Origin of the sequence: Pseudoalteromonas sp. SG43-4 (assembly GCF_014164325.1) — a bacterium.
Taxonomy (GTDB): domain Bacteria; phylum Pseudomonadota; class Gammaproteobacteria; order Enterobacterales; family Alteromonadaceae; genus Pseudoalteromonas; species Pseudoalteromonas distincta.
The window spans coordinates 66,127-76,997 of record NZ_JACJFB010000004.1; the positions used below are offsets into that span (position 1 = coordinate 66,127).

The window sequence follows — 10,871 nt, forward strand, 5'->3', positions numbered from 1 at the left end:
CACTTTTGTAAATTCCTTTTATTATTTTAACACAATCCGTTGTGTTGAGTTATTCTGCGCTTTTTACGCGATTTAGGCCTGCTTGTAAAAAAAAGTTACTCGATTTTATATTAAGCGCTTCTTGTTTATAAGGCTCAATAACTGATTCAGGAAACGACAGCATTAATTGCTCAATACTTTGATCTTTATTGTTTTTAACATGCTCAGTTATGGCTGCTAAGAATGATAGTGGCTGTTTCAGCTGCTCTTTTGTTAATGTGCCGCCGTGACCAGGTATAATAATAGCGAGCTTTTCATCGTTAATATATTGCTTAAGCAACGTTTGCCAACTATTAAGTTCGCCGTGACCAGGGTAAGGAAGCCAGTCAACGATATCGCCACCAATCAGCACACTGCCATTATTAGTAGTAATAGTTAAATCGCCGTTAGTATGGGCTTGCTGCGGCTCAAGCGTTACCTCAAAACCACCAAGGTCGATAACTTTACGACTATTAATGACTATTTCGGGTTTGCTAAGCTGATACTCCTGCCAGCGAAAAAGTCGCTTTTTTGCAAGCTTTAACTTATCACGCCATTTAGCTTGCTCTTCTTTAGGGACATTCGCTAATCGTTGGTAGCTCAGCTCAATGCTCTTTTCATAGGTGTCTAGTTTGTCGGTATATGCTGTTTGATAAAGACTAAAATTTTTGTTTACTTGCTGATGAACAGTGAGCTTGGCATCAGGATAAAAATTTTGCATAACCGCCATACCGAGCAAGTGATCGTCATGGTAATGCGTGGCAACCAAATAGCATAAAGGTGTTTTAAGGCGTTTTTTTAAATCTTCAGCAAGTTGTTCAACTGCAGCAAAATTGGCACTCGTATCAACCAGTAGGGCACATTTTTCGCCTTCAATTAATACTTGGTTAGAGTCGTAAAAGCGAAGCTTGTCTTGTTGCTTTAAAAACTGAATATGAGGGTTTATTGTATTCCAAATAACGGCAGCGTAGGTGCTAGGTGCTATTGATAGTAAAGTGCATGACAATAGTAAGTGCTTACATGAAGAGGTTATGTTTGAAAGTTTTAACTTCATTTATTATCTCTACGCTGAGGTTTAATTACTTTAATAATAAACAAAAAGCGCAGTATGCGCTTTTTATTTTTGGTGTTTGGGGTCATTTGCCAAATGCTGACTGAGTTTATCAATCAATTGGTCTTGATGCTGTTGTTCAACTGTAGCCTGTGTTTTTGCTTCTAGCAATTCGTGGCTTAAGTTTAATGCTGCCATTAGTAGGGCTTTTTGATCGTTTCTAACGGTTGAGCGTTGTTTCATTTGCTCAACTAAGTCATTTAGATTTTTAGCTGCTGCTATTAATGCATCTTCCTGCCCTTCGGGGCAAGCAAATTGCTGCTCTTTACCTAGCAACTCAACAGTGACCCGCTGGTTTTGCAGCTCAGACATTAGCTAGCCTGTTGTGCGCTTTGTAATTTATCAAGAAGACCAGATAAAGTAGTGCTGGCATCTTTTTGCTTTTCTTCATTTTCTAAAGCTTCAAGCTGTAGTAATTCGTTTTCATCGCTTAGTTTAGTGTTCTGTTCTTTTAAAGTAGCAACATCTGTTTGTAATTGATTATTACGTTCGATTAAAGAATCGATCAGTTGTTCGAGTTGTTGAAGAGTAGTGTTGTTCATAAAGGCGCTCATATAACTGTAATTAATGTCATGCAAATGTAAAGCAAAGTGTGTTGATTTGCCAGCATTTACGGTGGTTTTAGCTGATTTTTCTTCTGCGTTAAGGGATAATTCAGCATATGAGCTTTTTCATTCAGAAATGGTTCACTTTAACACTCTCTTATCTTGGTGTGAGTTGCCAAAGCCTAGTGCTTATGGTTCACTTACGATATTAAATTGCGTATGGCGAAAATAAATAATGCTTAGTTACAGACACTCATTTCATGCGGGTAATCCTGCCGATGTACTTAAACATTTAGTACTGGCACAAGTACTAAATTACCAAACAATTAAAGATAAACCGCTTGATTATATAGACACGCATTCAGGTGCTGGCTTTTTTGAACTGGCAGCTGCTGATGCGCAAAAAACGCAAGAGTATCAAGATGGTATTGAAAAACTTTGGCAACATAAAAGTGAACATGCTGAGCTTAATGAGTACATTGAATTAATTAAGTCATTTAACGACACTGACGAACTTTCATTTTATCCGGGTTCACCAAAAATTGCAGAGCATTACTTGCGCCGCCAAGATAAGGGTTGGTTTTTTGAACTGCACCCGCGCGATTTATTATTACTTGAAGAAAATATGCAAGGTAAGCGCTCCATTCGTGTGCGCGGAGAAGATGGCTTTACCGGCTTAGTAGGATTATTACCACCAGCATCTCGCAGAGCGTGTGTGTTAATTGACCCTCCGTACGAAATTAAAGATGACTACGAAACGGTTGTAAAAACCTTAGTTAAAGCTCATCAGCGTTTTGCTACAGGTACTTATATGATTTGGTATCCGGTAGTAGACAGAGAGCGCATTGATAATATGGAGCAGGGCTTAATTGATTCAGGAATGCGCAACATTCAGCTATTTGAATTAGGCACTGAAGCGGACACTGACGTACACGGCATGACAGCATCTGGCATGATTGTGATTAACCCTCCATGGAAGCTAAAGCAAACAATGGATGCAATAATGCCTGAACTTGTTGATTTGTTGAGTGAGCCAAGTGGTTTTTACAGAAGTGAACAACTCGTTGATGAGTAGCTTTAAATAGTGCTTACAATGAATGATAAAATGCCCAGTTTTGCTGGGCATTTTATTTAAAATCAATACGAATGTGTTAGGTAACACATATATTAGGGAGCTAAATATTAATTAAAATAAACTGCGTTAAAAGTAGCAAGCGTATTACCGCTGTTGTTTTTAAGTTTTAGTGACTCGCCTGTAATTTCCCACTTTGAAGTATTGTTAAGTACGTTAGACATAGCTGCCTCTTGGTCCATATTCTCCGAACACATCTTTTTTGTACTCGCTAACTGACTAAGTGTAATTGTGTGCTGCTCGGTGCTATAACTTCCGCTAAAATTATTACAGCCTAAAAAGCCATTAACACGGTAGTCTTTATCGAACTGAATAAACGGCTCTTTAGTTCTAACATTTACTGTTTGAGCATTGATTGTTATTGCTTTCCAGTACGTGTTTGTAAGCGTTACGTCTGGCTTTTCAACGGATACTTTTGAAAGCTCAATTTTATAAGGGCCAGTTAGCTGTGATTCTCTAAATGGGTCGTTATTTGTGGTACTTGTGTAAAGTACTTTGTCTTTATTTATGATTCTGGCGCTTAGGCTATAGCGGTGTTTATCGTTAACTTTACTGGCATCATAAGTTAGCTCTACAGTAAATGGTGGGGCTTGGGTAATATCAATCACTTCTTGGGTTATTATATCTGCTTTTACATCCATTTTAGATACATCCGAAAGCGTAACTATTAACTGTGAACCGGGGCGAAGCATACTGCGATCTTTGTAGCTAACTTGGGTAGTTAGAGTCGATATTGATTTTGCTTGCTCTGTATTTTCAGTCGGCTTTGTTTGTTGATCACAACCGGTTATAGCAAAAGCGCTCAGTGCTAATAAACTAAGTCCTGTAAGTGCTTTTTTACGTGAATGTACTGCTTGATGCTTTTCCATGTTTGTTATCCTTACTCAATATTATCTCCCTAGTGTATTACCTAGTGACTTAATCATTCCTTAACTTATTTTAAACATAAAAAAAGGCGCATTAGCGCCTTTAATAATTAAAAACAAACGATTATTTTTTAACAAACTTAGTTAAAATAACTATGCGCTGGCCGTCAACTCGCCCTTCAATATGTTCAGGGTTGCTGGTTAGGCCAATATTACGAACAGCTGTTCCGCGTTTAGCTGTAAGGCTACTACCTTTAACGTCTAAGTCTTTAATTAGGGTAACAGTATCGCCTGCTTGAAGTACTACACCGTTGCTATCTACATGCTTTAAATCGTCATCTTCAGCAAGTGCTTTTTTAGCCCACGTTAGCGTATCTTCTTCAAGGTAAATCATGTCTAGCGCATCTTGTGCCCAGCCATTATCAGGCGCTAAACGCGAAAGCATTCTGTAAGCTACAACTTGTACTGCAGGAGTTTGGCTCCACATGCTATCGTTTAAACAGTGCCAATGCGTAGGCGTTATTTCGCTGTTATTCTCGATTTGATCTTTACATGTTTGACACGTGTAAATACATTTATCTGAGTGGGTTTCAGTTACCGGTGGTACTTCATAAACAGATAAGTTCTCGGTGGCTGCACACAATTCACATTGATTATTACTACGTTCGATTAAGGCTTTTTCAATACTCATGGGGCTCTTTCTGATTCTGGTCGAGTTAACATTTGCTGCTATTGTACTCCAAAACACGAGCTCTGCGCCATTAGTCCCTTAATTTTGTGTGGGTATATTACTCATATACTTATCTTCAATAGTTTTTATATATCCTTGAGCGTGAAGGTTTTTAATTGCTAGGTTTATCTGGGGCAATAATTCTTTGTGTTTGCTCAATAAGCGAATTCTTAAAAAACCATGGGAATGCTGTGCGCCAAAGGCAATGTTTATCCCTAACTGCTTTGCCCAATAGAGCGCAGTTAACTTACCTACTAGTGCAGCTTCTACACGGTTTCTTGATAGGGCTGTCATAAGTTCTTTTTCGGATGGAAAGTCAACACGCTCAAAGGTGTTGTCATTAAAGTAATAGTAACCTAGTACCGTTCCTATATTTTTACCCTTCAAGCTATCAGCGCTTTGCCAATGCTGGGCATTTTTAGGCAAGGTAACAATCATTTCTGTGGCATAAATAAGCGGCTCTGAAAAAACATAACGAGGGTCATTTCTCTCACTCTTTGAGAGCCATTCTAATGAAATAACATCAAAATCGATTATTTCATCTTGTAAATATTTGGTAATACGCTTTGTAGGTAGGTCGATATGAGAAGCTGCAATATTGGCATCATCGAGTACTTTTTCAATAATTTCGGGTAATATGCCAGGCTTTTCTGGATCATTTGTATAATATGGATAATGACTCCCTGACGCGCTAACATTATATTTGAGGGGAGTAGGATTAATGCTGGCATAGCTAAAAAATACAAATAGCAGAGGGCTCAGTACTAATAACCGAATAAAGTTAGTCAAATCTCTACCTTTTATATTAATATTTTATATTAGTGTTGTGTAATTTTAACGTTTTTGCAATGACGACTATATTTATCTTATGCGTGTTGCATTAAAGTACACATATTATTGGCTGTTTTGCCATCTTTTATTTATAGGTTTAGAGCCAAGTGAAATTACATAACATACCTGATGAAGTACAAAAAATAACTCAGTTTGTTGCGCGGCAACCTATTTTTGATATAGACCAGAATGTTTTCTCGTACGAATTGCTTTATAGAGACTCAGCCAATAATGCGTTTCCTGTAGGCACTTCTGATGTCCATGCGACAAGCCGCCTATTTTTTAATGCTTTAATGTTGGTTGGTTTAGATAGACTTACCGCACATCATTTAGCTTTTATAAACTTGTCATCAGAAACTATTCTCGATAACTTCCCCAAACTTTTATTGCCAGAAAATAGTGTTATTGAAATAGTGGAGCGCACGGGTAATATTCCTGCGGTGGCTGAGCGTGTGCAAGAACTTAAAAAAGAAGGCTATATTTTTGCACTTGATGATTACGATGGCGATCCAAAATGGGAGCCACTGTTAGCACATGTTGATTACATAAAAATTGAGATAGATGATCCGGTTATTAAAACCAATATGCGCATTAAAAAAATAAAACGCGCAAATCCACATGCAAAAATAATTGTTGAACGAATAGAGACGCATGAACAATTTAATGTATTAAAATTGGCTGGCTGCGATTTATTTCAGGGGTTCTTTTTTTCTCGCCCAGAAATGATTACGTATAAAGGTGTAGAGCCTTCAAAGCTAACCGTTTTTGATCTATTGCGTTTTACAGCAAAAGAAACACTTTGCTTTAAAGAAGTTCATCAACGAGTGGCCAGAGATGTCGCCATAACAGCGAGGGTTTTAAAGCTAGCTAACGCGCGTTCAGGCAAAGCAAATTTAGTCATTACGTCTATTTCACAAGCGGTTATTTATTTAGGTGAGGACACAATAAGACAATTTGTTCGCGTATTAGCAATTAGTGAGTTAGGGGTCGAAAAACCAACCGAATTAACTAAGCTTGCTTTAACGCGGGCTCAATTTATGTCGCTAATATTGGAGCAAAATAATAAAGAGTTGACCGAGCAAGGGTATCTGGTGGGTTTGTTCTCGGTGCTTGATGCTATTTTAGATGCTGAATTAAAAGATATAGTTAAAGAGTTTACTTTAGATGCTGCAATATCTGATGCTTTACTATTAGAGAGCGGCATCTTAGGGAACTGTTTATCGCTTATAAAAGAGTTTGAATTAGATAATATAGATGAAGCTATGGTCCATTTGGCCAACATAAACTCAGAGCTGCATATTGGCGATATATTTAATTTTTTATTGGATGCTGTTTTATACAGTGATGACATTATTGAGGCAATAGCAGAATAAATATGCGTAATTGGTTGTCGGTTATAAGTGTAGTGGTTGCTCTTTGTTTATTGTTTCCTGGTATTACAAAACCAGTATTAACAATAGAGGGCAACATAGATAAATCAAAATTAGCGCAAGCGGGCATTGAAATGCTTGCTGAAGAGGGTGATGGTCGGACTCGTAGCATGCTAATGATGTTCTCGAATATGCTAGGGCTTGATAAGTTAGAGGGCGAGATTAGCGCCTATAACAAAACACAAAGTATTTTAGGCACAGTTCAAGAGCTTTCTAGCAATAATAATTTATTTGTAGCTGCTTTAGTGGGGTTGTTTTCTATTGTTATTCCAAGCTTGAAGCTGCTATTACAATTGCTTTATTGTTGCCTACCTTTGAATGGGTTGAAGCAAAAGCTCGGTCTGGTTATTTGTGCATTAAGTAAGTGGAGCATGGTTGATGTATTTGTTATTGCATTAATAGTGACTTACCTAGCAGGTAACGCTCATGGTAAAAGTGGTGAGCTACTTGTTATGAATTCACAATTTGGTGAGGGCTTTTGGTATTTTAGCGCATATTGTATATTTGCAATTATCGCGAGTAACTTAATTAAAACACCTGATAAACCGCAGTCTACATAATTAAAGTATTTGTGGTTACCGTTAGGTTATCTTACAATCATTTTAAAATTTATTAAAAGGCATAATGTTGCAACGTTTTTACTCTAGTTTACTCATGATAACTTTACTGCTCACTTTTGTGGGTCAGGCAGTTGCGTCTGTAGCTATTGTATGCGAAATGCCACATATGCCAACGAAAACAGCAATGCATGCCCAAATGCAAATGACACACAGTAGTGATGCAACAGCTGTTGCTAGCATGTCTGAAAATATGATGCAGATGGATTGTTGCGACGACGAAAGTACGCCACAAAATGACTGCAAATGCCTTATCAGTGGCTGCGCTGCTAATTCAATGCTTAATGTTGATACTTTATTTAGCGTTATTGTAATTGAATCTGAAAAAGTAAATATAAGTGTATTTACTACACAAATTAATATACCTCGTTCACTCTACCGCCCTCCTATGTCTGCTTAATAGCAGGATAGGTGTAATATCAATTTTATTGAAATCATGCTCATTCTAGGAACTAAATACCTCTCTAACTGCGTTAAAAATTACTTATATAAAGCAACTATACTGCGTAATTTTTTCCTTGTTATAGAGCAATTTTCCTACCGCAATAATAGATCATTAATTCAATGCAATTGATATAAAAGGTTTTTGTAAAACTCCTAAACACCTTTTTTGCTTCTTAATTTAAGAATTTCTTTTATTTTTAGATGGAGCAGGTGATGAACCACGCTGTAAGTATTAAAGCCGTATTATGTAGTGTTGTGTTATTTAGCACAGCTGTTAATGCGCAAAACAATTCAAATAACCTAAATATCGATACGCTAAAGCAAGCCCGCAATGAGCAAACGCTTAGCTTAACGCAAGCGCTTAATTATGCACTAACGCATGAGCCATGGCTAAAAGCGAGTGGCTACCAAGAAGATGCCGCAATAGCACAAAGTATTGCCGCAGGCACCTTACCCGATCCTGTTTTAACGGTTGGCTTACTTAACTTACCTACTAACGGTTATGCGTTTGATCAAGAAGGGATGACGCAGCTTAAAGTCGATTTGAGCCAAAAGTTTAGCCGAGGGAATAGTTTAGCGCTTAAACAAAAGGCATTAGCTCAGTCTGCTCAACAATATTCTTGGCAGCGCGCCGATCGCTTAGCACAAGTAAAAGCAATTGTGATTGAGTCGTGGTTAAACGCGTATCGTGCTCAGCGAAGTATTGCTTTAATTGAGCAAGATAAAGGGCTATTTACTCAGCTTATTGAAGTTACCGAAGCAAGCTACGCAAGTACCTTAGGTAAAACACGCCAGCAAGATATTATTCGTGCGCAATTAGAACTCACTCGCCTTGAAGATAAGCTGGTTATGCTTGAGCAGCAATTTGAAAGTGCTAAAAACCGTTTAGCACAGTGGTTACCTATGAATATGCTTATGCAGCCTTTAAATGCCGAATTTACTAAAACCACAGGGCTGGTTGATTTTGCAAACCTTGAATTTGATAAATTAATACAGTTGCTTATGGCGCATCCCGCAATTATTGCGATAGAAAAAACCGTCACCGCAAAGCAAACCGAAGTTGCACTCGCCAAGCAAAGTTACAAACCTCAAATGGGCGTTAATGTGGGTTATGGTTACCGAGATGAAACGCCTATGGGGGAGTCGCGAGCTGATTTACTTTCAGTAGGATTTAGCATTGATTTGCCATTGTTTTCTGATAACAGACAAGATCAACAGGTTAAATCGGCTATTGCTAGTGCAGAAGCTACTAAAACACAAAAGCTGGTGGCGCTTCAAAAACTCAAAGGCATGTACTTTAAGGAGTTTAGCCAACTCGCTCGTTTGCAAAAACGCGATGCGCTTTATCAAAATACGTTATTACCGCAAATGTCAGAGCAATCTCAAGCAACACTTAATGCTTATACGCGCGACGATGGGGATTTTTCTGACGTGATGCGCGCGCGCATTGGTGAACTTAACGCCAAAATAGACGCGCTTAATATTCAAGTAGAGCAGCATATTATTACCGCTCGCCTTAATTATTATGCAAGTAGCTTAGACCCCCAAGTAATGAGCGAGCAAACTGGAGAATTACATAATGAATACTAATTTAAAGTTACTTGTTGCTGCCTTAGTTGGTGCGGTCGCATTTGCGTTAATTGGCGCCTTAGTGATGCAGTTTTTACCTAGCAGCTCGGAAATGAATGAACAGCAAAGTGCTGAAAAACAGCCCTTATATTGGGTAGCCCCTATGGATAGTAATTACAGGCGTGACGCGCCAGGGCTGTCGCCAATGGGAATGGATTTAGTCCCTGTATATGAAAACGATAGCAACGCTCAGGATGGACCAGGTGCAGTAACTATTTCGCCTGCAGTCATTAATAACTTAGGTGTAAGAACCGCCAAAGTAGAGCTTAAAACACTTCACAGCGATATAAATACTGTGGGTTATGTGCAATATAACCAAGACCAACTTATTCACATTCATCCGCGTGTAGAGGGCTGGATTGAAAGCTTGTACGTTAAAGCGCAAGGAGCACAAGTTAAAGCCGGTGAGCCTTTATATACTTTGTATTCACCACAATTGGTGAATGCACAGGAAGAGTTTTTATTGGCGGTTAATCGTAATAATACCGTGTTAATTCGCGCAGCAAAGGCACGTTTAGAGTCGTTAAATGTGTCTGATGGATTTATTGAACGTTTACAAAAAAATAAAAAGATAATGCAAAATATTACTTTTTACGCAAAGCAAAGTGGTGTGGTAGATGAGCTAACAGTACGAGAAGGCTTTTACGTTAAACCAGGCACATCAATGATGAGTATTGCTCAGCTTGATGAAATTTGGGTAGAGGCAGAAGTATTCGAGCGCCAATCAGAACAAGTGAACGTGGGCTTGCCCGTTACAATGACGCTTGATTACTTAAAAGGTCAAAAGTGGGAAGGTAAGGTTGATTATATTTACCCCGCGCTTGATGCTAAAAACCGGACTCTGCGTGTAAGACTCAGGTTTGAAAATGCAGATCATCGGTTAAAACCAAATATGTTTGCACAAGTGAGCATTCACGCTAAAGCGAGTAAGGCGCAATTTACAGTACCAAAAGAAGCGGTAATTCGCACGCAGCATCAAAACCGTGTAGTTATTGCATTAGGTGAGGGTCGTTTTAAATCGGTAGAAGTCGAAGTTGGGCAAATTAATAGTAATGAAGCGGTCATTTTGTCAGGTGTAATGACAGGTGACACGGTAGTGACCTCAGCGCAATTTTTAATAGATTCTGAGTCAAGTAAGAGCTCCGACTTTAAACGAATGGAAATGCCTAGTTCTAGCATTAGCTCAGGTATGAGTTCGGATTCTGGTTCAGACTCAAATATGAACATGGATATACAGCCACAAAGCGCCACGGTTAACGGCACTATTAATGCCATAGATACACAAAATCGCATTATTAATATTAGTCGAGAGGCCATTGAAAAATGGAATCGAGAACCCGCCACAATGGACTTTGTATTAGCGCCAGATATTGATATTACCAAGTTTGAAAATGCCCAGTATATTAATTTTACTTTTAGCATTATTAATGATGAATTTGTAATTACTAAAGCGCAAAACGCAGAGCCGATTGATCATTCTACTATGCAACCTATGCAACACAGTTCTCACTAGGAGCC

General features: G+C 38.5%; 12 protein-coding genes. 6 read left to right on the forward strand and 6 right to left on the reverse strand.

What is annotated here, in order from left to right; translation table 11 throughout:
* Positions 1–49: 49 nt before the first annotated feature.
* The 3 genes from H5160_RS05415 to zapB all read right to left on the reverse strand — a co-directional run bounded on the left by H5160_RS05415 (position 50) and on the right by zapB (position 1,671).
* Positions 50–1,072, reverse strand: coding sequence for an MBL fold metallo-hydrolase (locus tag H5160_RS05415; RefSeq protein ID WP_182737019.1), 1,023 nt, complete (start codon positions 1,070–1,072; stop codon positions 50–52).
* A 63-nt stretch (positions 1,073–1,135) separates the two neighbouring features.
* Positions 1,136–1,441, reverse strand: coding sequence for a cell division protein ZapA (locus H5160_RS05420; protein WP_002957856.1), 306 nt, complete (start codon positions 1,439–1,441; stop codon positions 1,136–1,138).
* Entirely contained in the window at positions 1,441–1,671 is a 231-nt protein-coding gene (zapB, locus tag H5160_RS05425) for a cell division protein ZapB (protein ID WP_002957855.1), read from the reverse strand. Before zapB ends, H5160_RS05420 begins: the two co-directional genes overlap by 1 nt.
* A gap of 238 nt (positions 1,672–1,909) precedes the next feature.
* On the opposite strand from zapB, the gene H5160_RS05430 reads away from it, so the two are divergent.
* Positions 1,910–2,749 carry a 23S rRNA (adenine(2030)-N(6))-methyltransferase RlmJ gene (locus H5160_RS05430; protein ID WP_182737020.1) on the forward strand — a complete coding sequence of 280 codons (840 nt, stop codon included), beginning with the start codon at positions 1,910–1,912 and terminating at the stop codon, positions 2,747–2,749.
* Positions 2,750–2,856: 107 nt separating this feature from the next.
* Here the strand turns inward: H5160_RS05430 and H5160_RS05435 are convergent, their stop codons facing one another.
* The 3 genes from H5160_RS05435 to H5160_RS05445 all read right to left on the reverse strand — a co-directional run bounded on the left by H5160_RS05435 (position 2,857) and on the right by H5160_RS05445 (position 5,191).
* Positions 2,857–3,675, reverse strand: a complete 819-nt coding sequence (locus tag H5160_RS05435) for an META domain-containing protein (RefSeq protein WP_024595822.1) — start codon at positions 3,673–3,675, stop codon at positions 2,857–2,859.
* Positions 3,676–3,796: 121 nt separating this feature from the next.
* Positions 3,797–4,363 carry a PhnA domain-containing protein gene (locus H5160_RS05440; RefSeq protein WP_007586451.1) on the reverse strand — a complete coding sequence of 189 codons (567 nt, stop codon included), beginning with the start codon at positions 4,361–4,363 and terminating at the stop codon, positions 3,797–3,799.
* Positions 4,364–4,441: 78 nt separating this feature from the next.
* Positions 4,442–5,191 carry an ABC transporter substrate-binding protein gene (locus tag H5160_RS05445; RefSeq protein ID WP_024595823.1) on the reverse strand — a complete coding sequence of 250 codons (750 nt, stop codon included), beginning with the start codon at positions 5,189–5,191 and terminating at the stop codon, positions 4,442–4,444.
* Positions 5,192–5,340: 149 nt separating this feature from the next.
* On the opposite strand from H5160_RS05445, the gene H5160_RS05450 reads away from it, so the two are divergent.
* The 5 genes from H5160_RS05450 to H5160_RS05470 all read left to right on the forward strand — a co-directional run bounded on the left by H5160_RS05450 (position 5,341) and on the right by H5160_RS05470 (position 10,866).
* On the forward strand, positions 5,341–6,606 hold the full coding sequence (locus H5160_RS05450; RefSeq protein ID WP_182737021.1) for an HDOD domain-containing protein: 1,266 nt from the start codon (positions 5,341–5,343) through the stop codon (positions 6,604–6,606).
* A 2-nt stretch (positions 6,607–6,608) separates the two neighbouring features.
* Positions 6,609–7,223 (forward strand): paraquat-inducible protein A, encoded by a 615-nt coding sequence (locus H5160_RS05455; protein ID WP_182737022.1) that lies wholly within the window; start codon positions 6,609–6,611, stop codon positions 7,221–7,223.
* A gap of 94 nt (positions 7,224–7,317) precedes the next feature.
* Positions 7,318–7,680, forward strand: a complete 363-nt coding sequence (locus H5160_RS05460) for a hypothetical protein (RefSeq protein ID WP_259416767.1) — start codon at positions 7,318–7,320, stop codon at positions 7,678–7,680.
* 257 nt (positions 7,681–7,937) lie between these two features.
* Positions 7,938–9,314 (forward strand): TolC family protein, encoded by a 1,377-nt coding sequence (locus H5160_RS05465; protein ID WP_182737023.1) that lies wholly within the window; start codon positions 7,938–7,940, stop codon positions 9,312–9,314.
* Positions 9,304–10,866 (forward strand): efflux RND transporter periplasmic adaptor subunit, encoded by a 1,563-nt coding sequence (locus tag H5160_RS05470; protein ID WP_182737024.1) that lies wholly within the window; start codon positions 9,304–9,306, stop codon positions 10,864–10,866. The genes H5160_RS05465 and H5160_RS05470 overlap by 11 nt, the downstream gene beginning before the upstream one ends.
* Positions 10,867–10,871 lie beyond the last annotated feature (5 nt).

Coding starts and splice junctions, on each gene's coding strand:
- H5160_RS05430 (WP_182737020.1), top strand. CDS start 1,910: ATGCTTAGTTACAGACACTCATTTCATGCGGGTAATCCTGCCGATGTA.
- H5160_RS05415 (WP_182737019.1), bottom strand. CDS start 1,072: ATGAAGTTAAAACTTTCAAACATAACCTCTTCATGTAAGCACTTACTA.
- H5160_RS05420 (WP_002957856.1), bottom strand. CDS start 1,441: ATGTCTGAGCTGCAAAACCAGCGGGTCACTGTTGAGTTGCTAGGTAAA.
- H5160_RS05470 (WP_182737024.1), top strand. CDS start 9,304: ATGAATACTAATTTAAAGTTACTTGTTGCTGCCTTAGTTGGTGCGGTC.
- H5160_RS05455 (WP_182737022.1), top strand. CDS start 6,609: ATGCGTAATTGGTTGTCGGTTATAAGTGTAGTGGTTGCTCTTTGTTTA.
- H5160_RS05465 (WP_182737023.1), top strand. CDS start 7,938: ATGAACCACGCTGTAAGTATTAAAGCCGTATTATGTAGTGTTGTGTTA.
- H5160_RS05435 (WP_024595822.1), bottom strand. CDS start 3,675: ATGGAAAAGCATCAAGCAGTACATTCACGTAAAAAAGCACTTACAGGA.
- H5160_RS05460 (WP_259416767.1), top strand. CDS start 7,318: ATGATAACTTTACTGCTCACTTTTGTGGGTCAGGCAGTTGCGTCTGTA.
- zapB (WP_002957855.1), bottom strand. CDS start 1,671: ATGAACAACACTACTCTTCAACAACTCGAACAACTGATCGATTCTTTA.
- H5160_RS05440 (WP_007586451.1), bottom strand. CDS start 4,363: ATGAGTATTGAAAAAGCCTTAATCGAACGTAGTAATAATCAATGTGAA.